The sequence below is a fragment of the Brevibacterium sp. W7.2 genome (assembly GCF_018137945.1).
GTDB classification, from domain to species: domain Bacteria; phylum Actinomycetota; class Actinomycetes; order Actinomycetales; family Brevibacteriaceae; genus Brevibacterium; species Brevibacterium sanguinis.
Window position 1 is genome coordinate 2217021 of the sequence record NZ_CP073089.1, and the last position, 22768, is coordinate 2239788.

Consider the following 22768-nt stretch of genomic DNA (forward strand, 5'->3'; position numbering starts at 1 on the left):
TGAACCCAAAACGCCGCCCGACGGTGTCGGGCGGCGGAGCGGGTGAGGGCTCAGGAGCCCTTCATGTCCTTGCGACCGGGCACGTACTCCCAGTGCCAGAGCTCGTAGGAGTTCGCCTTGGCCCAGTCCGGGTTCTCCCAGCCGTACTTGCCGGCGTTGGCCTCGAGCCACGCGTAGTTCGAGGTGTCGAGGTCGAGCGCCAGGCCCCACCCGTGGTTGGAGGTGCCCGGGCGCGCGGCGAAGCCGGGCTTGCGCGCGGCCACGGAGATCTGACCCTCGAGCGAGCGGTAGGAGTCGGTGATGCCGATGTCCTTGCCGGTCTCCTTCTTGAACGCGGCGTTCATCTCCGCGAAGGCGACGGCGGCGTCCGAGCGCAGCTTGTGATCGCCGACGCCGACGCTGCACAGCCACTCCTCGGGCAGCTCGCCATTCGACGGGGTGCCCGACGGCGCCTCACCGGAGCAGCCGGGCAGGACGGTCTTCTCGATCGCGCGGGACGCGGCCTCGGCCTTGTTCTGCTTCGCGCTGGGCGCGCCGATCTCGATGCTCGTCGTCTCATCGGTCTCCGGGATGTCCGCGGAGACCGATTCGGCGTTGATGCTGCGCGTCTGCGCCTCGGCCGCGGAGGTGTCGACCTTGACCTCCTGCGAACCGCTCATGTTGCCGGCGATCATCACCGCGGCGATCGCGGTGCCGGTGACGGAGACGGTGGCCAGCGCCGAGGCGGTGGTCACCCGCTTGCGGCGGACCGAGCGCAGGAGCGCTCCGTCCGAGCCGCGGTCGCTCAGGGACGCGGCGAGGGTGCCGGTGCCGCGCGATTCGGCGGCCATGGCCGCCCGGCGCGGGGATCCGGCCGCGGCCTTGGCCTCGGCGGCCATCGCGGCGCGGCGCGGAGAGAGAGTGGTGGACGGGGCTGCTGCCCGGGGCTGCGACGGGGTGTCGCGGGAGAAGGCGCTCGAAGCGGTGTGCTGTTTGCGCAGATCGCGCCGGCGGACCGGTGCCACTGCGGTCGAGGAATCACTCGACATATCACTCCATACTGTCGTCTGCTGTGCTGCATGCCCGTCGCCTGCGCAACGAGAGAAAAGCTTATGTCACAACACTATAACGGCATTGTTACAGAATGTCATTTAATTCCACTTTCTCGGGTGTGACCTGCACCGATGACCGTGTCGGAGCGGCCGGACAGCACCCGGGATGTTACCCGGCACACCCTGTTCGTTACATTTCGTTACACAGACCACGCCTCGGCCGTGACCTCGGCCACCGCGTGAGACGAAGCTCACCTCAGCTGCCGAACCGTCCCCGCTGCATCGCGTCCTGGACCTCGCCGACGAGCTCCTCGAGGACGTCCTCGAGGAAGAGCACGCCGAGCACCTCGCCGTCGGCGTCGAGGACGCGGGCGACGTGGATGCCGACCTTCTGCATCTGCGCGAGCGCCTCCTCGACCTCGTCGTCGGCCATGACCGTGAAGAGGGGACGGAACCGCTTCGCCGGCACCGGCTCGGTGTCGCGCTCGGAGTAGAGCACGTCCTTGATGTGGAGGTAGTGCCCGGGATACCCGTCCTCGTCGACGACGAAGTAGCGGGAGTACCCCGTGCGCCCGACGAGGGTGACGAGTTCGTCGGGGGTCACTTCGGCGCTGATCGTGATGAGATCGGACATCGGCACCATGATGTCGGCGGCGGTCTTGTCGCTGAACTCGAGAGCGCCCTTGAGCAGTCCGGTCTCGTCGTTGAGCAGGCCCTCGCGCTTGGACTCCGCGACGATCGATTCGACCTGCTCGATCGTGAAGGCCTCATTGACCTCGTCACGCGGCTGGATGCCGATGAGGCGCAGCACCCCGTTCGCGAGACCGTTGAGCGGCTTGATGACGAAGCCGAAGATCCGGGCGAGGAAGACGAGCGGCGGGGCGAGCAGCATGACGGCCCGGCCCGAGGTCGCCAGCGCGATGTTCTTCGGCACCATCTCGCCGATGACGACGTGGAGGTAGGTGACGATGCCGAGGGAGAGGATGAACGAGATCGTCGACGCCGCGGATTCGGGGATCCCGAGTCCGGCGAGCGGTCCGGCGAGCAGATGGTGGATCGCCGGCTCGGAGACGTTGCCGAGCAGCAGCGAGCACACGGTGATGCCGAGCTGGCAGATCGCGAGCATGAGCGAGACGTGCTCCATCGCATAGAGCGCCGTCTTCGCGGCCCCCGACCCGGCGGCTGCGCGCGGCTCCACCTGGGAGCGCTTGGCGGCGACGATCGCGAACTCCGAGGCGACGAAGAACGCGTTGCCGAGCAGCAGGACGACGAGCCAGACGAGTCCGAGCCAATCAGAGCTCATGCTTCCGACCTCCCGCTGCGCGGTGGCGGGCGTCCTGATGACGAGCGTCGGTCGCCTCGGTGGACTGGGATTCGGCGGCGTCGCTCGCCTCGCGGGTCCGGGGGTCGGCGGCGTCGTAGGCCTCGGCGTCGGTGGCGCGCATCACCACACGCAGCCGCTCGATGCGGCGCCCGTGCATCCGCTCGACCCGGATGAGGGCATCGGGTGTGCGCACCTCGTCGCCGGGCTCCGGGATCCGGCCGAGCTCCTTGAGCACGAAGCCGGCGATCGTCTCGTAGTCGGAGTCCTCGGGGATCGTCAGCCCGATCGTCGTCTCGATCTCATCGGGCCGCAGCTGCCCGGGAACGATCCACGAACCGTCGCGGACCGGCCTCGCGGCCACCCGCATCCGGTCGTGTTCGTCGGCGACCTCCCCGACGAGCTCCTCGACGACGTCCTCGAGGGTGACGACCCCGGCGGTGCCGCCGAACTCGTCGACGACGACGGCCATCTGCATGCCCTTGCCGCGCAGCTCCATGAGCAGCGGGTCGAGGCGCAGGGTCTCGGGGATCTCGGTGACCTCGGTCATCAGTCCCCCGGCGTAGGCGTCGTCGCGGTTGGCCGGGGGCACTGCGAAGGCCTGTTTGACGTGGACGACGCCGAGGATGTGGTCCTTGTCCTCGCCGGCGACGGGGAACCGCGAGTACCCGGTGGCCCGGGCCTGTTCGATGATCTGGCGCGCCGTCGTGTCCTTCGTCACCGAGGACATCCGGGTGCGCGGGGTCATGACGTCCTCGGCGGTGCGCTCGGAGAACGACAGGGTGCGCTCGAGCAGGTCAGCGGTCTGCTCGTCGAGCACTCCCTCCTCGGCGGAGTGGCGCACGAGCGAGGTCAGCTCCTCCGGGGAGCGACCGACCGTGCCCTCCTCCTGCGGCTCGATGCCCATCGCCCGCAGGATCTTGTTCGCCGTGCCGTTGAGGAACGCGATGACGGGCTTGAGGACGACGGAGAAGACGTACTGCATGGGGGCGGCGATGCGCCCGGTGGCGAGCGGAATCGCGATCGCGAGGTTCTTCGGCACGAGTTCGCCGAAGATCATCGACAGCACCGTGGAGATGATGAGGGCGATCGCCAGGGCGATCGGCTCGGCCAGTCCCGGGCCCGCACCCCACGACTCGAAGACCGGTGAGAGCATCCGCCCGAGCGAGGGCTCCATGAGGTAGCCGGTGAGCAGCGTGGTGATCGTGATGCCGACCTGAGCGGCCGAGAGCTGCGTCGACAGATGCGTCATCGACTGCCGCAGGGTCTTCGCGCCGACGACCCCGTCGGCCACGGCCTTGTCAGCGGTGTGCCGGTCGAGGGTGAGGAGGGAGAATTCGGCGGCGACGAAGATGCCCGTGCCGCAGATGAGAAGGAGGGCGAGGGCCAGGTACAGCCATTCCATCAGTGACGAGCCCCGCGTGACGAGACCTCGATGCGAGTGTCAACTCTGCCAACGACCCTTGTCAGAGGAGGATCGTCGTCTGGGGCGCCGGCTTCCCGCCGGCGGGGACTGTCACTGAGCATGGACCGATCTTACCAACTTCCCGCCAGCGGTCGACCCTCTTCGTACCCGGCAGCGCTCTGGACGCCGACGCTCGCCCGCTCGGCGAACTCGGTGAGGCTCTGCGCACCGGCGTAGGTGAACGAGCTGCGCACCCCCGAGGTGATCGAGTCGAGGAGGTCCTCGACGCCGGGTGAGGCAGGGTCGATGTACATCGTCGACGAGGAGATGCCCTCTTCGAACAGTCCCTTGCGGGCCCGGGAGAACGCCGATTCCGTCCGCGTCCGGTTCGCCACCGCACGCGCCGAGGCCATGCCGAAGCTCTCCTTGTACCGGCGTCCCTCGCCGTCGACGAGGAGGTCGCCCGGGGATTCGTGGGTGCCGGCGAACCACGAGCCGATCATCACCTGGGAGGCCCCGGCGGCCAGCGCCAGCGCGACGTCGCGCGGGTAGCGCACTCCCCCGTCGGCCCACACGTGCGCGCCGAGCTCGGCGGCGGCCGCGGCGCATTCGGCGACGGCGGAGAACTGGGGGCGGCCGACGGCGGTCATCATCCGCGTCGTGCACATCGCGCCCGGCCCGACGCCGACCTTGACGATCTGGGCCCCGGCGGAGACGAGATCGCGCACCCCATCGGCGGTGACGACGTTGCCCGCGACGATCGGCACCCCGAGGTCGGCGTCGGCGACGGCGGTGAGCACGTCGAGCATCTTGGCCTGATGGCCGTGGGCGGTGTCGACGACGAGGACGTCGGCGCCGGCGGCGACGAGCGCCTCGGCGCGCTGGGCGGCATTGCCGTTGACGCCGATCGCCGCGGCGATCCGAAGATTTCCGTCCGCGTCGAGGTTGGGGGTGTAGATCGAGGAGCGCAGGAGCGACTTCGGCGTCAGCGCGCCGAGGAGCTGCCCGGCGTCGTCGACGACCGCGGCGTAGGAGGTCCGCGCGTCGTTCATCGTCTCGAACAGCGTTTCGAGCGCGTGGGCGTCGGCCCAGTCGATCTCGTCGGCCCTGATCACCTGCGGGGAGGTCTCGGTGAGTTCGCCGACAGCGGTGAACCGGTCGACGTCGCGGAGGTTCGCGGCGTCGATGACGCCGACGAGGGAACCGGATCCGTCGACGACGGCGCCGAATCCGTGGGCGCGCTTGCCGAGCACGTGGAGCGCGGAGAGCACGGTGTCCTCGGGTGAGAAGCGGAGCGCGGATTCGAAGATCCGATCACGGCTCTTGACCCAGCGGATCGTGTCCTCGGCCGCGGTCAGGGGGATGTCCTGGGGAAGCACTGCCAGACCGCCTCGGCGGGCCATCGTCTCCGCCATCCGCCGCCCCGACACGGCGGTCATGTTGGCGGCCACGATGGGGGTCGGGGACCCTGTCGGATCGGTGGAGGTGAGGTCGACGTCGAAACGCGAGGTCAGCGACGAGGAATTGGGGACAAGGAACACGTCGGAATACGTGAGATCGTGTTCTGGTTGGTGTGAAATGAAACGCATAACACTATTGTCCCCTATGTGCACATTCGCAGGCACATCGCGTTACGCTGGTGTGTGTCGTATTGCAGCAATTCTTGAACAGGAAGTAGGCGATCAACGCCGTGTCCGTCAATACTCCGAACCGCACCGTCGACGACTTCGGGTCGAACGAGTGGTTGGTCGAGGAACTGTACGAACAGTTTAAGTCAGACAAGAACTCTGTGGACAAGTCCTGGTGGCCGTTCTTCGACGAGTACGAGAAGGCGAACGGAGCGGAGTCGGCGCAGACGACCTCCTCCGCATCCTCCTCGGCTGCGGATTCCGCACCCCAGTCCACGAGCTCCACGGCGAAGACGGATGAGAAGTCCGCGCCGCGGGCGGAGAAGAAGGCCGGGGATGCCGCTGCCGCACCGCAGAGCACCGAGGCCGCCACCGCCGAACGCCCCGACTCAGTGCCCGCGAACAAGGAGACCTCGCGCGGGGTCTCGCCCTCCTCGGCGGAGACCGAGACGCTCAAGGCGGAGACGAAGTCCGTTCCCAAGGTCACGACGAAGGACCTCGAGCCCCAGCCCGCCCCCGAAGAGACGATCACCCCGCTGCGCGGCCCCGCGAAGCTCATCGCGAAGAACATGGAGGAGTCGCTCGAAGTGCCGACGGCGACCTCGGTGCGCGCGCTGCCGGCCAAGGCGCTCATCGACAACCGCATCGTCATCAACTCGCACCTCAAGCGCACCCGCGGCGGCAAGGTGTCCTTCACCCACCTCATCGGCTTCGCCGTGATCCGGGCGCTGAAGAACTTCCCGAGCATGAACGTCTCCTACGACGTGCGCGACGGCAAGCCGGCGATGGTCTCCCCGGCCCACGTCAACTTCGGCCTCGCGATCGACGTGCCGAAGAAGGACGGCACGCGCTCGCTGCTCGTCCCCAACGTCAAGGCCGCCGAGACCCTGACGTTCCGCCAGTTCGTCGACGCCTACGACGGCCTCGTCGACAAGGCCCGCAAGGGCAAGCTCACCGCTGACGACTTCGCCGGGACCACGGTGTCCCTGACGAACCCCGGCGGCATCGGCACCGTCCACTCGATACCCCGCCTGACCAAGGGCCAGGGCGCGATCATCGGCGTCGGCGCACTCGACTACCCGGCCGAGTTCCAGGGCGCGAGCCAGCGCACGATCAACGACCTCGCCGTCTCGAAGGTGCTGACCCTGACCTCGACGTACGACCACCGCGTCATCCAGGGCGCCGGCTCCGGCGAGTTCCTCAAGCTCGTCCACGGCTACCTGCTCGGCGAGGACGGCTTCTACGACGACGTCTTCGAGTCCCTGCGCCTGCCGTACGAGCCGGTGCGCTGGGTGCCCGACGTCTCCGCCGAGGACCAGGACGACGTCAACAAGACCGCCCGCGTCATCGAGCTCATCGACGCCTACCGGACCCGCGGCCACCTCATGGCCAACATCGATCCGCTCGTCTACCGGCAGCGCTCGCATCCGGATCTCGACATCAATCAGCACGGCCTGACCCTGTGGGACCTCGAGCGCGAGTTCCCCACCGGCGGATTCGGCGCCAAGCCGATGATGCCCTTCCGCAACATCCTCGGCCTGCTGCGCGAGAGCTACTGCCGCACGATCGGCTTCGAGTACATGCACATCGCCGACCCGCTGCAGCGCCGCTGGTTCCAGGCGAAGATCGAGGTCCCCCACCAGGAGTTCACCCGGTCGGAGCAGGGCCACATCCTCGGTCGCCTCAACGCCGCCGAGGCGTTCGAGACGTTCCTGCAGACGAAGTACATCGGGCAGAAGCGCTTCAGCCTCGAAGGCGGCGAGTCCGCGATCGTCCTCCTCGACGAGGTCCTCAACCAGTCCGCCGACGCCGGGCTCGAGGAAGTCGCGATCGGCATGGCCCACCGCGGTCGGCTCAACGTGCTCACCAACATCGCCGGCAAGTCCTACGCCCAGATGTTCCGCGAGTTCGACGGCACGATGTCGCCCGACAGCGTCCAGGGCTCCGGCGACGTCAAGTACCACCTCGGCACGCAGGGCTCGTTCACCTCGCCCTCGGGCAACTCGACGAACGTCTACGTCGCCGCGAACCCCAGCCACCTCGAGACGGTCGACCCCGTCCTCGAAGGCATCGTGCGCGCCAAGCAGGACGTCATCGACCAGGGCGAGTCCGGCTTCACCGTGCTCCCCGTCCTCGTCCACGGCGATGCCGCCTTCGCCGGTCAGGGAGTCGTCGCCGAGACGCTCAACCTCTCCGAGCTGCGCGGCTACCGCACGGGCGGGACGATCCACATCATCATCAACAACCAGGTCGGGTTCACGACGCCGCCCGCCTCGGCGCGCTCGTCGTTCTACTGCACGGACATCGCGAAGTCGATCAACGCCCCGATCCTCCACGTCAACGGGGACGACCCCGAAGCCGTGGTCCGCGCGGCCCGCCTCGCCTTCGAGTACCGCCAGGAGTTCAACCGCGACGTCGTCATCGACCTCGTCTGCTACCGCCGCCGCGGCCACAACGAGGGCGACGATCCGTCGATGACCCAGCCGCTCATGTACTCCCTCATCGAGAAGAAGGGGTCGGTGCGCAAGCTCTACACCGAATCCCTCGTCGGCAGGAAGTGCATCACCGACGATGAGGCCGCCGAGGCGCTCAAGGACTACCAGTCGAAGCTGGAGTCCGCGTTCGCCGAGACGAAGGCCGCGGAGTCCGGCTCGGGCAAGGGCACGGCGTTCAACGCCCCGCATCAGCCCAGCGACATCGAAGCGCTCAACGACGTCTCGACGGCGATCAGCGCGGAGACCCTGACCCGCATCGGCGATGCCTTCGTCGACATCCCCGAGGGCTTCACGGTCCACAAGAAGCTGCGCGCGCTCCTCGAGAAGCGCAAGGAGATGGCGCTGCACGGCGGCATCGACTGGGGCTTCGCCGAGCTCATCACCTTCGGCTCGCTCCTCATGGACGGCGTCCCCGTCCGTCTGGCCGGCCAGGATTCGCGCCGCGGCACGTTCGTCCAGCGCCACTCGGTGCTCATCGACTCCGTCAACGGCAACGAGTGGACGCCGCTGCAGAACCTCAGCGACGACCAGGCCCGCTTCTACGTCTATGATTCGCTGCTGAGCGAGTACGCGGCCGTGGGCTTCGAGTACGGCTACTCGGTCGAGCGCAAGGACGCCCTCGTGGCGTGGGAGGCGCAGTTCGGCGACTTCGCCCAGGGGGCGCAGTCGGTCATCGACGAGTTCATCTCCTCCTCCGAGCAGAAGTGGCAGCAGAACTCCGGTGTCGTCATGCTCCTGCCCCACGGCTACGAGGGTCAGGGACCCGACCACTCCTCGGCGCGCATCGAGCGCTACCTGCAGCTGTGCGCGGAGTCGAACATGACCGTGGCCTACCCGTCCTCGGGTGCCTCGTACTTCCACCTCATGCGCCGTCACGCGCTGACGCCGAACAAGCGGCCGCTCATCGTCTTCACCCCGAAGTCGATGCTGCGCCTCAAAGCGGCGGCGAACTCGCCCGAGGACTTCACCTCCGGGAAGTTCGAGGCGATCATCGACGACCCGGCCGTCGACGCGGACAAGGTGAAGAAGATCGTGCTCGTCTCCGGCAAGCTCTACTGGGAGCTGCTGGCGCAGCGGGAGAAGAACGGCGACGACACGACCGCGCTCGTGCGCGTCGAGCAGCTCTACCCGCTCGACGACGAGGCGATCACCGCGGTCCTCGACCGCTACCCGGCCGATGCCCAGCTCGTGTGGGCGCAGGAGGAGCCGGAGAACCAGGGTGCGTGGCCGTTCATGGCCCTCAACCTCACTCCCCTCCTCGGTGGGCGCGATCTCACCCTCGTCTCCCGTCCCGCCTCGGCGTCGACGGCGACGGGTCTGAAGAACGTGCACGAACTCCAGCAGCAGGAGGTCGTCGGGCGGGTCCTCCAGAAGTGAGCTCGGAGACCTCGACGACGATCGCCGTGGTCGGTGGCCCCCTGGTCGCCGGCCACGGCGATGGCCGCGGTCTCGGCTGGGTCGGCAGAGTCACCGCACGGACCCTGCCGAGTCTGCCCGGCCTGCGCGTCTACCCGTTGGCCGTCGGCAGCGAGGACTCCGCGGGCCTCCACTCGCGGGCGATGGCCGAGGCATCCCTGCGCTTCAGCCCCGAGGGCGACAATCGCCTCGTCCTCGCCCTCGGCACCGGTGACCTCGATTCCGGGCGCTCGGTCGCCCGGGCCCGCCTCGATGTCGCCAATGTCCTCGACGAGGCGCTGTCGCGGAAGGTCTCCGCGTTCGTCATCGGCCCTCCCCCGGACCACGGCTCCGACCGCAACCGCGGGATCGCCGAACTCAACACGAGCTTCTCCGATGTCGCGAAGCGCCGCGGCATCGCCTACGTCGACACGTTCACGCCGCTCCACGGTCATCCCGTGTGGCAGCGCGAGCTCGCCTCGTCCCACGACCGGCTGCCCGCCCAGGAGGGGTACGGGCTGCTCGCCTGGCTCGTCCTCCATCGCGGCTGGTTCCCGTGGCTGGGTGTGCGCGACGTCATCGGCGACGACGCCTGAGAGACCGGGCCTGAGTCCGGGCCGGACGGGCAGTCGTCGCCTCCCGGGCATCCGGTGCGCACACGCGTGCCGTGGACTTGGTCCCGGTCACGGGAACGTGAAACAATGAACCGTCCAATCGAAGGAGAACCGCTATGAGCAAGCGAGGCCGCAAGCGCCGCGATCGCCGTCGTTCGAATGCCAACCACGGCAAGCGTCCGAACAGCTGAGAAGTGAGTGCACCACCGGGTGCACGACGAAGGCGGGGAGAGTCATCATGACTCTCCCCGCCTTCGTTCTCGGTGCGCTCAGCGCTGCCAGCGCACCTGCTCGACGGCGATGCGCCGCCGGATCTTCTCCTTGAGTCCCAGAGGAGCCTCCTCCCGACCGCAGGACCGGCGCACGACCTCCTTGAGCATCGCTTCGATCTCGTACTCGTCGTGGCAGGCCGGGCAGTGCTCGAGATGGATCGAGATCTCGCGGATCTCGGTCGTCGTCAGCTCCCCGTCGAGGTAATGGTAGATGCGCATGAGGGATTCAGCCCGCATGCTCTCGCAGCAGTCTCCGTTGTTCACTTCGCACCTCCCTCGGCGTCCTTGGTGCCGAAGCCGCGATCGGCGGCGTATTCCGCGAGCATCTCGCGCAGCTGCCGGCGGCCGCGGTGCAGGCGCGACATCACGGTGCCGATCGGGGTGTCCATGATCTCCGCGATCTCCTTGTACGGCAGGCCTTCGACATCGGCGTAGTAGACGACCATGCGGAAGTCCTCGGGCAGGGCCGAGAGGGCGTCCTTGATGTCGGAGTCGGGCAGGTGGTCGAGGGCTTCGAGCTCGGCCGAGCGGCCCTCGGAGGAGGTGTGGCTCGCGGCCTGGGCGATCTGCCAGTCCTCGATGTCCTCGCTGCCGTGCTCCTGCGGCTGGCGCTGCTTCTTGCGGTAGTTGTTGATGAAGGTGTTGGTGAGGATCCGGTAGAGCCACGCCTTGAGATTCGTGCCGGGAGTGTACTGGTGGAAGGCGGCGTAGGCCTTCGCATACGCCTCCTGCACGAGGTCTTCGGCATCGGCGGGATTCCGTGTCATCCTCAGGGCCGCGGCGTAGAGCTGGTTGAGGTATTCGAGAGCGTCGCGCTCGAAACGGGCCGAGCGCTCGGCCTCGGTTTCGTCGACTTCTTTGACTGATTCGGTCATCACCGACAATGGTACGCCCGTTCTCTCCAACACGGCAGTGGCACTCACGAAAGTCCTCCTCACCCGGCCTGTGTGACAGCACCCGCGGACCCCTGGTGGGCCACGGCGCTCGACCGGTCATTCGCATTGTCCTGTCAACGTTTCGGCGCTGTCCCGATATTCCCCGACAGCGGCTATGCTTGCGGGTGAGATGCCCGACAACAGTCGCAGAAAGGAACCCTGTGTCTCCCATTCGTCTCATCGCCCGCCCCATGCTCGCCGCCGGCTACATCAGCAACGGCATCAGCCGTCTCCGGCACCCCGAAGCGGCCACCGCCTCGATCGGCCCGCTGCTCGCCCAGGCGCGCAAGCGCGTCGACATCCCCTTCGACGCCACGACGGTCGCGCGAGCCACCGGCGCCGCCCAGGTCGCCGCCGGCTCGCTGCTGGCGATCGGACGCTTCCCCCGGCTCAGCGCCTCGGTGCTCGTCGGCACCTACCTGCTCGACACCATCGGTGAGCGCATCGCCGCGGAGAAGGCGACGTCGAAGGAGGAGAAGCGCGAGCGCCTCGAACGCACGCTCACCCGCACCTCGATGCTCGGCGGCGCGCTGCTCGCCAGCGTCGACACCGACGGCAAGCCGGGCCTGTGGTGGCGCACGCAGCATGCCGCCGAGGACCTCTGGTCCTCAGTCGAGAACACGTCGAAGCAGGCAATGAGTGCCCTTGGCGTCGACTGAGCCTCCCCTGCCCGTCACCGGTGACTGGCGTCCGCCGCGGGCGCCCGACGCGGTCAGCGCCGTCGTCACGGTCCCCGGTTCGAAGTCGCTGACCAACCGCTATCTCGTCCTCGCCGCGCTCGCGGAGTCCGACTCCGTCATCCGCGGCTGGCTCGCCAGCCGGGACACGCAGCTGATGATCGCCGCGCTCGGCAGCCTCGGCGCGCAGATCACCGAGGTCGACGGGGCGCTCCACGTGACTCCCATCGACTTCTCCGCCGCGGCCGATGCCGGGCCTGCGGTCGTCGACTGCGGCCTGGCCGGCACCGTCATGCGCTTCGTGCCCCCGATCGCGGCGGCCACCGGTCGTGAGGTCGTCATCGACGGCGACGAGCAGGCCAGGGTGCGGCCGATGGGCGTGACGATCGATTCGCTCACCCGCCTCGGCGCGGACATCACCGCGACCGGAGACTCGCTGCCGCTGACGATCCATGCCGGTTCCGCCCTGCGCGGCGGTCACCTCGAGATCGCCGCGGGCGCGTCGAGCCAGTTCGTCTCCGGTCTCCTGCTCGCGGCTCCGGCGATGCCGCTGGGACTCGAGCTGCGCAACACCGGGCAGGCCGTGCCGAGCCGCCCTCACGTCGACATGACGCTGGAGGTCCTCGCCGATGCCGGCGTCGACGTCAGCGAACCCGAGGACGAGCACTGGGTCGTCGAACCCGGCCTGCCGCGCGGCCTCGACGTCGTCGTCGAACCGGATCTGTCGAACGCGGCGGCCTTCCTCGCCGCTGCCCTCGTCACCGGCGGTGAGGTGACGATCACCGGGTGGCCGGCGCACACGACCCAGGCCGGTGATGATTTCCGCCGCATCGCCGAGGCGTTCGGCGCCGCCGTCGACCTCGATCGGCACGGTCTGCGGGTGCGCGGTCCCCAGCGCCTGCGTCCCGTCGATCTCGATCTCTCCGCCGTCGGCGAGCTCACCCCGGTCGTCGCCGCTGTCGCCGCGGTGGCCCCCGGCACCTCGCACCTGTCCGGGATCGGGCATCTGCGCGGCCATGAGACCGACCGGCTCGCGGCGCTGACCCGGGAGCTCACCGCCCTCGGCGTGGGAGTCGACGAGGAGCCCGCGGCGCTGACGATCACGGGCGCCCGCCCGGGTGCGGGCACCTGGCACACGTACCACGACCACCGCATGGTCATGGCCGGGGCCGTCCTCGCGCTCGTCGCCGAGGGCATCGTCATCGAGAATGCCGGCACCGTGGCGAAGACGCTGCCGGAGTTCACCCTCCTGTGGGAGGACATGCTGGGCCACGGGGCCTGAGATGGCGCGCATCTTCCGTGACGAGGACTATCGTCCGCGGCCCAACCGCAAAGGGTCGCGGCCGCGGACGAAGAACCGTCCGAGCCACGACTCCGCGGCGCTCGGCCTCGTCACCGCCGTCGACCGGGGACGCTATCGGATCGTCCTGGCCGACGACGCCGGCGCCTTTCCCGAGGACGGCCGGGCCGTCACCGCCGTGCGGGCATCGCATCTGCGCCGTCAGGCCGTCGTGCCCGGTGACATCGTCAAGGTCGTCGGCGATACCTCGGGCGACGAAGGCACGCTCGCGCGCCTCGTCGAGATCACTCCGCGCCGCACCCTGCTGCGCCGCAGCGCCGACGACACCGACCCGACCGAGCGCGTCATCGTCGCCAACGTCGACATCATGGGCATCGTCACCGCTACGGTTGATCCCGAGCCCTCCTACGGCCTCATCGACCGCGCTCTGGCCGCGGCGATCGATGCGGGGATCACCCCGCTCATCGTCGTGACGAAGACCGACCTCGCCCCCGCCGCGGACATCGAGCGCCGCTTCTCGATGGCCGACGTCGACATCGTCTCCTCGGGGCTGCGCGAGGACGGCACGCTCTCCGATGACGCCGTCGCCGGTCGCCTCGCCGATCACATCAGCGTCCTCGTCGGCCATTCCGGGGTCGGCAAGTCGACGCTGACGAACGCGCTCGTGCCCGCCGCCGATCGCGCCACCGGCCACGTCAACGACGTCACCGGCCGCGGTCGGCACACGTCGTCGTCGGCCGTGTGCCTGCCCCTGACGACCGGCGGCTGGCTCATCGACACCCCCGGCGTGCGCAGCTTCGGACTCGCCCACGTCGACCGCGACGGTCTCATCGCGGCGTTCCCGGAGCTCACCGAGGCGACCACCGAGTGCCCGCGCGGCTGCACCCATCTCGCCGACGCCCCCGGGTGCCGCCTCGACTCGTGGGTGGCCGAGGGCCGGGCCGGGCCGGGCGGGGTCTCACGGCTGGAGTCGCTGCGCCGGCTGCTGTCGAACGCTGGCTAGAGTGGAGGGATGAACGACCTCGACCTCGCACTCGACCTCGCCGACCTCGCTGACTCCCTGAGCCTCTCCCGCTTCGTCGCCGCCGACTTCACGGTCGAGACGAAACCGGACCTCACCCCCGTCACCGAATGCGATCGGGCCGTCGAAGAGGCGATCGTCGACCGCCTGCGCCTGACCCGTCCCGACGACAGCGTCCTCGGTGAGGAGTTCGGGTCGCACGGGACCTCCTCGCGCCGCTGGATCATCGATCCCATCGACGGCACGAAGAACTATGTGCGCGGGGTGCCCGTGTGGGCGACCCTCATCTCCCTCTACGACGGTGAGACTCCGCTCGTCGGCGTCGTCTCTGCTCCAGCGCTCGGCAGGCGGTGGTGGGCGGCCGCCGGCTCGGGGGCCTTCGCCTCGGCGATCGGGGGCCCGGCCCGTCGCATCACGGTCTCCGAGGTCGGGGACCTCGCCGATGCGTCTCTCTCCTTCGCGTCGCTGGGCGGCTGGCGCGACCTCGGTGTCCGCGAGGAATTCATCGCGCTGACCGACCGGCTGTGGCGCACCCGCGGATACGGGGACTTCCTCTCCTATATGCTCGTCGCCGAGGGCGCGGTCGACATCGCGTGCGAACCCGAGCTCGCGCTCTACGACATGGGGGCGCTCGTCCCGATCGTCATCGAAGCCGGCGGCACCTTCACGAGCACGACGGGCGTGACGGGACCGTTCGGCGGCAATGCGGTCGCAACGAACGGCCTCCTCCACGAGACCGTCCTCGACGCCCTCGGCCGCGTGGCTCCGGAGGGATTCTGACATGGACCGGGATCGGACGAGGCCGAACCTCGACCGTGCGCCGCTGTGGCGGGAGATGGCCGCAGCCGCCGGCCTCATCGGCAGCGACGGCGCGATCGCCGAGACGATCTACGGCCAGATGACGGCACTGGCGGCGGCCACCGGCGCGGTCAACCTCGGTCAGGGCGCGCCGGGCACCGACGCTCCACCGGAGCTCATCGCCGCCACGACCGCGGCGATGGACGAGGGGTTCAACCAGTACGCCCCCGGTCAGGGCCACTCGGTTCTGCGGGAGGCCGTCGCCGCACAGCGGGCCCGGGACTTCGGCCAGTCAGTCGACCCCGCTGACGTGCTCATCACCTGCGGAGCCACCGAGGGGCTGACGGCGGCGGTGCTCGCCCTCGTCCCCCGCAGGGGTCGTGCCGTGACGTTCGAGCCGTTCTACGACGGATATCCTGCGGCCGTCGCCGCGGCCGGCGCAGAGCTCTCGACGGTGCCCATCCTCCCTGATGGGAACGGCGGATTCCACCCGGATTGGGAGGATTTCGACCGCGTCATGACCTCCGCTCCCCCGGTGTCCCTCATCATCGTCAACACGCCCCACAACCCGACCGGCTTCGTCTTCGACGCTGCCGACCTCGCGCGCATCGGGGACGCGGCGACGGCCGCGGACGCGTGGATCCTCACCGATGAGGTCTACGAGGAGCTCATCCTCGCCCCCGCCGACCATGTTCCCCCGGCCGTCGCGGTGAGCGATCCTTCCCGTGTCGTCACCGTCTCCTCGGCGGGCAAGAGCTGGAACATCACCGGGTGGAAGCTCGGCTGGGTCATCGCCGAGCAGCCGGTGCGGGAGGCGATCCAGGCGGTCAAGCAGTTCCTCACCTTCACCGGGGGCGGGCCGATGCAGATCGGCCTCGCTCGCGTTCTCGAGTCCGGCAGCGGGTTCACAGCGATGAATCGGGAATCGCTGCGGGCCCGCGCCGAGGTGCTCGTTCCCGCGTGTGCGAGCGTGCCGGGCGCTGCCGTGTCGACTCCGGCGGCCGGGTACTTCACGGTCGTCGACTTCGCCGCGCTCACCGAGCTCGATGCGTTCGCCCTCAATGATCTGCTCGCACGGGAGCACGGGGTCGTCGGCATCCCCGTGCCGGCGCTCTGCCGGCCGGGATCGACTGCCGCACAGACGTACCGCAGTGCGATCCGGTATTCGTTCTGCAAGTCCCCGACCGACGTCGACGAGGGTGCCCGGCGCATCGCCCTGCTGGCCGCGGCACTGCGGACGGATCCGGACCTGCTGCGCCGCTGACGCGCAAGTTCCCTCGTCCGGCCGCCCGGCAGTTCTGCCATCCTTGTCCAGCGACCGTCCGCCGGTGGAGGGTCGCAGCGCCTCCGCCCTCGATGTCCATTCACCGGTCCCGGACGCGACGAAGGCGGACCGCCTCAGCGGTCCGCCTTCGTCATGCGGTCGGCACTGTCGCAGGCAGCGATCAGGCCTTCGTCAGCTCGAGGTCGAGGACGATCTTGATCTTGTCGGAGACGAGGAGCTCGCCGCCGCCGAGGACGGCCGAGAACTCCATGCCGAACTCCTTGCGGTCGACGGTCGCCGACGCCGTGAGACCGGCCACCTCGTTGCCCATCGGGTCGGTTGCGACACCGTGGAACTCGCTGTCGAACGCGACCTGCTTGGTCACGCCGCGCATCGTCAGTTCGCCTTCGAGCTCGAAGTCCTCGCCCGATTCGGCCTTGACTCCGGTCGACTTGAAGGTGAGCTTCGGGTGCTCGTCGGCGGCGAAGAAGTCGCTCGTCTTCAGGTGCTGGTCGCGCTGCTCGTTGCGGGTGTTGATCGACTCGACGACGGCCTCGGCAGTCACCGAGCTGTCCTCGAGGGAGTCGCCGACCTCAACGGTGCCGGAGATGTCCTCGAAGTTGCCGCGGACCTTCGACACGCCGGCATGGCGGGCGGTGAAGGTGAACTCGGAGTGGTTCGGATCGATGTTCCAGGTGCCGGCGGTGAGTCCCTTGGGAAGTGCGGTCATGATCTCTGCTTCTCCTTATGGTTGAAATTTGAAGTACGCGGATGACTATAGTTCAGTTTTCAACTATATACAAGCTCTGCGCGCCGCAGCGTGAGCGACCCCGCAGACCTCCCCTCACCCTCGGGCGGACGAGTGAACCCAAGGTTACCTTGTGGCAAAGGTCACGCGACGAGAATTTTGCGCAGGAATTACGCTCGTGTAATGTTGAGACCACGCCGCGGGGTGGAGCAGTTCGGTAGCTCGCCGGGCTCATAACCCGGAGGTCGGAGGTTCAAATCCTCCCCCCGCCACCACAGTGGCAGAACCCCCAGTCAGTTCATCTGGCTGGGGGTTCTTCTCATTCACGCACGCCCCAGCGAGGTGAGGTTAGACTAACCTGGTGAAAACTTCCAAGCATTCCCGCGCGCTCTCCGCTGCGGCCGCTCTGCTCACTCTGACCCTCCTCGCCTCCGGCTGCGCGGCGGCCGACGATTCCGCGGGCGACTCCGCCGGCAGCACCGACGTCGCGGCGGGCGGCAAGGAGTTCGGCACCGCCGATGAGAAGACCGCCGCACTCGGCAGCGACGCCGCGCCCGGCGAGTTCCCGCGCACCGTCGACCATGCGCTCGGGACCACGGAGATCGAGAAGCGGCCCGAACGCGTCGTCGTCCTCGACACCGGAGAACTCGATGATGTCCTCGCCCTCGGCATCACCCCCGTGGGCATGGTGACGACCGAGGGCGCACAGCCCGTCCCCTCCTACCTCGCCGAGGAGACGCAGGGCGTGGAGACGGTCGGAACGATCAGCGAACTCGACCTCGAGAAGATCGCCTCGCTCGAACCGGACCTCATCCTCGGCAGCCAGCTGCGTGCGGAGAAGCTCTACGACGAGCTCGAGGCGATTGCGCCGACGGTCTTCTCCATCCGCCCCGGGTTCCCCTGGAAGGAGAACTTCCTCCTCGTCGGCGACGCCCTCGGCCTCGAAGAGGAGGCGACGGCCGAGCTCAACGAGTACGGACGTGAGGTCAAGGCCCTGGGCGACTCCGTGACCGGCGATCCGACGATCTCCCTCGTCCGGTTCATGCCCGGGAAGCTGCGCCTCTACGGCAATGCCTCTCTCATCGGCGTCATCCTCGCCGATGCCGGCCTCGCGCGTCCCGAGACCCAGAACGTCGATGAACTCGCCGTCGAGATCTCCCCCGAGAAGCTCGACGAGGCCGACGGTGACGTCATCTTCTACTCGAGCTACGGCGAACCCGGCGCCACCGGGGAGACCGAGGCGCTGCAGACGAGCCAGTGGACGAACCTGCCGGCGGTCAGGGACGGCAGAGCCTACCGCGTCGATGACGACGTGTGGTTCCTCGGACTCGGGCCGATCGGGGCCAAGCAGGTCGTCGAGGACCTCGACGGATACCTCGCACAGTAGCGGTCCCCGACCCAGCCGGTTCTCCCAACCGGCTCCCCGCAGCAGCGGTCCGCGCAGCTGGTCCCCCGCAGCCAGTCCCCCGACGACGACGGCCCCGGAAGGATGTCTCCTTCCGGGGCCGTCGTGTCAGCCGAGCTGCGGGCTCACTCCCGCGTCGGGTCAGTTGCCTCCCTGATCGGGTGCCGGCGATTCGGGCGGTGCCGTCGCCCCGCCGTCCTCGGCGAGCGAGGGATCGGCGGCGATCGCATCGTCGATCGCCTGCTTGAGGCGGTCCTGTGCTTCGCCGTAGGCCTCGAAGTCTCCGGCCTTGAGTGCGGCGTCGGAGTCCTCCATGGCCTGGCGCGCCTCCTGCAGGGCTTCGTTGAGGCCCTGGTCGGTGGGCTGTCCGCCACCGCCGCCGTCGCCGCCCGAGGAGCCGGAGGTCCCGCCTCCGCCCTCGGTGCCGGCGTCACCGGCCTGTGCGCCGGAGTCACCGCCGAACACCTGGTCGAGCGCCTCGTCGAGGGTCGGGGCGAACCCGATGTTCTCACCGAAGGCGACGAGCACGTGCTGGAGCAGCGGGTAGGACGTGTCACCGGCCGACCGGACGTAGACCGGCTGGACGTAGAGCAGACCGCCGCCGAGCGGAAGCGTGAGCAGGTTGCCGTTCTGGACCTGCGACTCGCCCTGCCGCAGCAGGTTGAGGCTGCGCTGGACATCAGGGGCGGTGTTGAAGTTGTTCTGCGCCTGGCCGGGACCGGGCACAGTGGTGTTGCGCGGCAGCTGGAGGAGCCTGAGCTTGCCGTAGCTCTCCGCGATGTCACCCGGCGTCGACCCCGCATCCGCATCCGCGGACAGGAAGCCCGTGAGGTTGTTCCGCGACTGGCCCTCCGAGGACTGCGCGGGGATGTAGGAGCTGGTGAGCGAGAACGACGGGGATTCCTGACCCGGCATCTGCAGAGTCATGTAGAACGGCGGCTGGGTCAGTCCGCTGTTGGCCCGGCGCGTCGGATCGGTCGGCAGGGCCCAGAAGTCCTGGCCGGTGTAGAACTCGCTCGCGGAGGTCACGTGGTAGCGGGTGAGCAGCTCGCGCTGGACCTTGAAGAGGTCCTCCGGGTACCGCACATGGCTCATGAGGTCACCGGACATGTCCGAGGCCGGCTTGATGAGGCCCGGGAAGATCTTCATCCACGTCTTGAGCACGGGATCGTTCTCATCCCACTGGTACATGTCGACCGAACCGTCGTAGGCGTCGACGGTGATCTTCACGGAGTTCCGGATGTAGTTGACCTCTTCGTCCGGCAGAGTGGCCACGGTTCCCGGCGCCGAGGCGGTCGTCGAGTCCTCGGTCGCCTCCTGGAGGGGCTGCGGGGTCGAGTACGGGTAGTCCTTCGCCGTCGTGTAGCCGTCGAGGATCCACTTGATCTTCCCGTCGACGACCGCCGGGTAGGGGTCGCCGTCGATCTTGAGGAACGGGGCGAGCTTCTCCACACGCGAGCGCGGGTGGCGTTCGTAGAGGATCTGCGAATCGGCGTTGACCGCGTCGGAGAGGAGGATCTGCTCGTCCTGGTACTTCAGGGCGTAGGCGAGGCGGTTGAAGATGCTGCCGACCGACGGGCCGCCGTCGCCTTGGAAGGTGTTGTTGACCTGACCGGAGCCGCTGTCCTCATCGGACGGGTAGTCGAGCTCGCGCGGGGTCGATCCCTCCGGACCGCCGACGATCGAGTACTCCGGGGAGCTCTCACCGAAGTACACCCGCGGCTCGTACTCGGGGAAGTCACCGCGCGGCGGAATGTCGGACTCCATGAAGGTCGGTTCGCCGTCGGGGTTGCGCTGGTTGCCGTTGGCGGCGACGACACCGAAGCCGTGCGTGTAGACGATCGCCCGGTTGTACCAGCTCTGGTTGTTCACCGAACTCGGGCTGAGTTCGCGCACCGCGATGACGGTGTCGCGCATCTGCCCGTCGATGTTGTAGCGGTCGACGTCGAGCTGCGCGGGGAACGAGTAGTAGGGCCGGACCTGCTGCAGCTGGCGGAAGGTGTCGGAGACGAGGTTGGGATCGAGCAGACGGATCGAGGCCGCGGTCTCGGCATCGGCGCGCAGGGCGCCCGCCTCGCCGCTCGTGCTCGGCTCGTACGGCGTCACCTCGATGTCGTTGAAGTCGAAGGCCTCACGGGTGGCGTCGATGTTGCGCTGGATGTACTCGGACTCGAGGCTCTGCTGCGAGGGGTTGACCTGGAACTGCTGCAGGAGCGCCGGGTAGGCGATGATCGACACGCCGCCGAGGACGAGGAGGGTGAGGGTGGCGATGATCGAGATCCGCCAGTTGCCCTTCCACGCGGTGTAGACGAAGAGGAGCGCGACGAGCACGGCCGCGATCGCGACGATCGCCATCGCCGGCAGCGCCGCCCTGTCGTCGACGTAGGTCGCGCCGGGCACGATGCCACCGGACCCGGTGAGCCGGTCGTAGCGGCTCAGCCACAGACGTCCCGCCTGGACGAGGACGAGCACGGCCACGGTGATGCCGATCTGCCACTGCGCGGTCTTCGTCAGGATGACCCCGCGCTGCTCGCCGGGCCGGATGCCGCCGAAGAGGTAGTGGGCGACGAGAGCGGCGATGAGCGAGAGGACGAGCGCCATGCCGAGCTGATCGCCGACGAGGCGCAGGCCGGGCAGCACGAAGACATAGAAGGACTTGTCGATGCCGAACTGCGGATCGGTCTCCCCGAAGGACGACGAGTTCATCCATTCGAGGACGACGTTCCACTGCGCCGAGGCGGTGATGCCGGCGAGGATGCCGACGACGGCGGGGATCGCCAGGGTCGCGACCCGACGCAGGGGCTCGATGGCCTCACGGTAGCGGTCGAGGTTCTCCTGCCGCGGTGTCGTGGGGGCGTAGACGGGACGGTTGCGGTAGGCCAGGTGGAGGCTCAGCCACACCGGCACGGCCATGACGAGGAAGCCGGCGGCGAACGTGATGCCGCGGGTGAACCACATCGTGCGGAAGACCTCGGAGGCGCCGAGCTGACCGAACCACAGGACCTCGGTGTAGACCTGGGTGAACGCGATGAAGGCGACGAGGAGGATCGCCACCGACACCAGTGTCAGCAGCAGTGGCGACCGCCGTGATCCTGATCCGGGCATCTTCGCGGAGGAGGGTGAGGACGTGGTGCTCACTGCTGACCTTTCTCGTTGGTGGTGTCACCGGACGTGCACGACTTCAGTTGGGACGTGTCTCCGGTGGCATAGCTTTCGACGGCGGAGCGGGCGTCGTCGAGGGTGTCGATGCGGGCGACGGTGATCTGCGACTGGTCGGCGGCCCCGATCACCTCGGCGCAGTTCTCGGCGGGTGAGAGGAAGAGCGTGGCGCCCTTCGCGGTGGCGGCGGCGACCTTCTGCCGGGCCCCGCCGATGGGGCCGACGGTGCCGGCGGGATCGATCTCGCCGGTGCCGGCGACGTGCTTGCCGCCGGTCATCGAGCCGGGGGTGAGCTCGTCGACGATCGCCAGGGCGAACATCGTCCCGGCCGAGGGCCCGCCGATCCCCTCGACGTTGAAGGACACGTCGACCGGGAAGTCGAACTGCTGCCGCATCATGATGCCGATGGCATTGCGGCCGTCGATGGTCGCCGGGTCGAGGCTGAGATCGACCTCGGAGCCGTCGCGCTCGACGACGAGATCGACGGTGTCGGAGTCCTGCACGGTCGCGCTCATCGTCGCAGGAGCCGCCGAGTCGTTCTCGAGCGAGGTCCCGTTGACGGAGACGAGGCGGTCGCCCTTGTTCAGCTTGCCCTCGGCCGGGGATCCGGGCGTGACGTCGTCGACGAGGAGGTCGACGGTGTAGGGCATGTCGAGTTCGCCCATGGCCGCGGCGACGGCGACGTCCTGGCTCGATGTCATCTCCACCGTGTTCGCCTCGGTGACCTGTTCGCGCGTCGTGTCGAGCGGGTAGTACGCCTCGGTGGGCACGACCGTCTCCTCACCGTCGATGAGCGCGCCGAGGGCCTGGGTCGCGTACGTGTCGCGACCGGGACCGCCGCTGACGGCCACTGTGAGCATGTCGATCTCACCGCTCGTCGGGTAGGTCTGGGCACCGGAGACGCTGATCATGGGCTTGCCCTGGTAGTCGCCGAGGGTGTTGAACACCGGCCCGGGCAGCTGCAGCATGTAGGGAATCGGGATGAGCACGGCCAGCGCGATGAGCAGGTAGGTCATGACCCCCGCCGAGGTGGCGAAACGGGGCGAGCGTCGACGGGATCGGCTCCGTGGGGCGGGTGCCTGGACAGGCACCGCTCGGGGGGCATTCTCTGACATGGATTCCTTTCGGTGCACCGCGTCACCAGTCTAGTTGAAAGGTGACGCGCGACTTCTCAGACTCCTTACGCCCGGTGCGAACACGCACCCCTTTCGCCGGGTGCGAACATGGAGCGAAACTTCGCGCGATTGGGAAGCTTCGCACATGTCCCGAGGTTAACGTGGTGATGACTACGATTCTCGAA

General features: G+C 68.5%; 17 protein-coding genes and 1 tRNA gene. 9 read left to right on the forward strand and 9 right to left on the reverse strand.

What is annotated here, in order from left to right; all coding sequences use genetic code 11:
- Positions 1-50: 50 nt before the first annotated feature.
- The 4 genes from J9315_RS10005 to J9315_RS10020 all read right to left on the reverse strand — a co-directional run bounded on the left by J9315_RS10005 (position 51) and on the right by J9315_RS10020 (position 5346).
- Entirely contained in the window at positions 51-1028 is a 978-nt protein-coding gene (locus J9315_RS10005) for a M15 family metallopeptidase (RefSeq protein ID WP_198498582.1), read from the reverse strand.
- Positions 1029-1287: 259 nt separating this feature from the next.
- Entirely contained in the window at positions 1288-2334 is a 1047-nt protein-coding gene (locus tag J9315_RS10010; RefSeq protein WP_211977775.1) for a hemolysin family protein, read from the reverse strand.
- Positions 2324-3757, reverse strand: coding sequence for a hemolysin family protein (locus J9315_RS10015; protein ID WP_249120875.1), 1434 nt, complete (start codon positions 3755-3757; stop codon positions 2324-2326). The genes J9315_RS10010 and J9315_RS10015 overlap by 11 nt, the downstream gene beginning before the upstream one ends.
- 131 nt (positions 3758-3888) lie before the next feature.
- A complete protein-coding gene (locus J9315_RS10020) occupies positions 3889-5346 on the reverse strand; it encodes a GuaB1 family IMP dehydrogenase-related protein (protein ID WP_211977776.1) in 1458 nt (485 codons plus the stop codon).
- Between the two features lie 101 nt (positions 5347-5447).
- Here J9315_RS10020 and J9315_RS10025 point away from each other — a divergent pair, with 101 nt between their 5' ends.
- Both J9315_RS10025 and J9315_RS10030 read left to right on the forward strand, forming a co-directional pair.
- Positions 5448-9257 (forward strand): multifunctional oxoglutarate decarboxylase/oxoglutarate dehydrogenase thiamine pyrophosphate-binding subunit/dihydrolipoyllysine-residue succinyltransferase subunit, encoded by a 3810-nt coding sequence (locus tag J9315_RS10025; protein ID WP_211977777.1) that lies wholly within the window; start codon positions 5448-5450, stop codon positions 9255-9257.
- Complete coding sequence (locus J9315_RS10030; protein WP_137827020.1) at positions 9254-9871, forward strand: GDSL-type esterase/lipase family protein; 618 nt, start codon at positions 9254-9256, stop codon at positions 9869-9871. The genes J9315_RS10025 and J9315_RS10030 overlap by 4 nt, the downstream gene beginning before the upstream one ends.
- Before the next feature lie 287 nt (positions 9872-10158).
- Here the strand turns inward: J9315_RS10030 and rsrA are convergent, their stop codons facing one another.
- Together rsrA and J9315_RS10040 are read right to left on the reverse strand one after the other, a co-directional pair.
- The gene (gene rsrA, locus J9315_RS10035) at positions 10159-10398 is read right to left on the reverse strand and encodes a mycothiol system anti-sigma-R factor (protein ID WP_211977778.1); all 240 of its coding nucleotides are present in this window, start codon (positions 10396-10398) and stop codon (positions 10159-10161) included.
- Positions 10399-10421: 23 nt separating this feature from the next.
- On the reverse strand, positions 10422-11036 hold the full coding sequence (locus J9315_RS10040; protein WP_137827018.1) for a sigma-70 family RNA polymerase sigma factor: 615 nt from the start codon (positions 11034-11036) through the stop codon (positions 10422-10424).
- A gap of 221 nt (positions 11037-11257) precedes the next feature.
- Between J9315_RS10040 and J9315_RS10045 the strand changes: the two genes are divergently transcribed.
- Genes J9315_RS10045 through J9315_RS10065 form a run of 5 tightly spaced genes read left to right on the forward strand, consistent with a single transcriptional unit; the run spans position 11258 to position 16156 of the window.
- The gene (locus J9315_RS10045; protein ID WP_137827017.1) at positions 11258-11755 is read left to right on the forward strand and encodes a DoxX family protein; all 498 of its coding nucleotides are present in this window, start codon (positions 11258-11260) and stop codon (positions 11753-11755) included.
- 7 nt (positions 11756-11762) lie between these two features.
- Positions 11763-13055, forward strand: coding sequence for a 3-phosphoshikimate 1-carboxyvinyltransferase (gene aroA / locus J9315_RS10050; protein ID WP_211979297.1), 1293 nt, complete (start codon positions 11763-11765; stop codon positions 13053-13055).
- A gap of 1 nt (position 13056) precedes the next feature.
- On the forward strand, positions 13057-14076 hold the full coding sequence (gene rsgA, locus J9315_RS10055; protein ID WP_211977779.1) for a ribosome small subunit-dependent GTPase A: 1020 nt from the start codon (positions 13057-13059) through the stop codon (positions 14074-14076).
- Positions 14077-14085: 9 nt separating this feature from the next.
- The gene (gene hisN, locus J9315_RS10060) at positions 14086-14874 is read left to right on the forward strand and encodes a histidinol-phosphatase (protein ID WP_211977780.1); all 789 of its coding nucleotides are present in this window, start codon (positions 14086-14088) and stop codon (positions 14872-14874) included.
- Between the two features lies 1 nt (position 14875).
- Complete coding sequence (locus J9315_RS10065; RefSeq protein ID WP_211977781.1) at positions 14876-16156, forward strand: aminotransferase class I/II-fold pyridoxal phosphate-dependent enzyme; 1281 nt, start codon at positions 14876-14878, stop codon at positions 16154-16156.
- Positions 16157-16337: 181 nt separating this feature from the next.
- On the opposite strand, the gene J9315_RS10070 is transcribed toward J9315_RS10065, so the two are convergent.
- Positions 16338-16886, reverse strand: coding sequence for a YceI family protein (locus J9315_RS10070; RefSeq protein ID WP_211977782.1), 549 nt, complete (start codon positions 16884-16886; stop codon positions 16338-16340).
- Between the two features lie 216 nt (positions 16887-17102).
- On the opposite strand from J9315_RS10070, the gene J9315_RS10075 reads away from it, so the two are divergent.
- Together J9315_RS10075 and J9315_RS10080 are read left to right on the forward strand one after the other, a co-directional pair.
- Positions 17103-17179 (forward strand) — tRNA-Met (locus J9315_RS10075).
- An 86-nt stretch (positions 17180-17265) separates the two neighbouring features.
- Positions 17266-18291, forward strand: a complete 1026-nt coding sequence (locus tag J9315_RS10080; RefSeq protein ID WP_249120876.1) for an iron-siderophore ABC transporter substrate-binding protein — start codon at positions 17266-17268, stop codon at positions 18289-18291.
- Positions 18292-18450: 159 nt separating this feature from the next.
- Here the strand turns inward: J9315_RS10080 and J9315_RS10085 are convergent, their stop codons facing one another.
- Positions 18451-21414 carry a UPF0182 family protein gene (locus tag J9315_RS10085; protein WP_249121080.1) on the reverse strand — a complete coding sequence of 988 codons (2964 nt, stop codon included), beginning with the start codon at positions 21412-21414 and terminating at the stop codon, positions 18451-18453.
- A gap of 29 nt (positions 21415-21443) precedes the next feature.
- Positions 21444-22484, reverse strand: coding sequence for a S16 family serine protease (locus J9315_RS10090; RefSeq protein WP_249120877.1), 1041 nt, complete (start codon positions 22482-22484; stop codon positions 21444-21446).
- Between the last annotated feature and the right edge of the window lie 284 nt (positions 22485-22768).

What these genes read in the sequence shown, in the direction of transcription:
- J9315_RS10090 (WP_249120877.1), bottom strand. Translation starts at nt 22,484, where the DNA reads ATGACCTACCTGCTCATCGCGCTGGCCGTGCTCATCCCGATTCCCTAC.
- J9315_RS10010 (WP_211977775.1), bottom strand. Translation starts at nt 2,334, where the DNA reads ATGAGCTCTGATTGGCTCGGACTCGTCTGGCTCGTCGTCCTGCTGCTC.
- J9315_RS10070 (WP_211977782.1), bottom strand. Translation starts at nt 16,886, where the DNA reads ATGACCGCACTTCCCAAGGGACTCACCGCCGGCACCTGGAACATCGAT.
- J9315_RS10020 (WP_211977776.1), bottom strand. Translation starts at nt 5,346, where the DNA reads ATGCGTTTCATTTCACACCAACCAGAACACGATCTCACGTATTCCGAC.
- rsrA (WP_211977778.1), bottom strand. Translation starts at nt 10,398, where the DNA reads ATGCGGGCTGAATCCCTCATGCGCATCTACCATTACCTCGACGGGGAG.
- J9315_RS10005 (WP_198498582.1), bottom strand. Translation starts at nt 1,028, where the DNA reads ATGTCGAGTGATTCCTCGACCGCAGTGGCACCGGTCCGCCGGCGCGAT.
- rsgA (WP_211977779.1), top strand. Translation starts at nt 13,057, where the DNA reads ATGGCGCGCATCTTCCGTGACGAGGACTATCGTCCGCGGCCCAACCGC.
- J9315_RS10015 (WP_249120875.1), bottom strand. Translation starts at nt 3,757, where the DNA reads ATGGAATGGCTGTACCTGGCCCTCGCCCTCCTTCTCATCTGCGGCACG.
- J9315_RS10065 (WP_211977781.1), top strand. Translation starts at nt 14,876, where the DNA reads ATGGACCGGGATCGGACGAGGCCGAACCTCGACCGTGCGCCGCTGTGG.
- J9315_RS10085 (WP_249121080.1), bottom strand. Translation starts at nt 21,414, where the DNA reads ATGCCCGGATCAGGATCACGGCGGTCGCCACTGCTGCTGACACTGGTG.
- J9315_RS10040 (WP_137827018.1), bottom strand. Translation starts at nt 11,036, where the DNA reads ATGACCGAATCAGTCAAAGAAGTCGACGAAACCGAGGCCGAGCGCTCG.
- hisN (WP_211977780.1), top strand. Translation starts at nt 14,086, where the DNA reads ATGAACGACCTCGACCTCGCACTCGACCTCGCCGACCTCGCTGACTCC.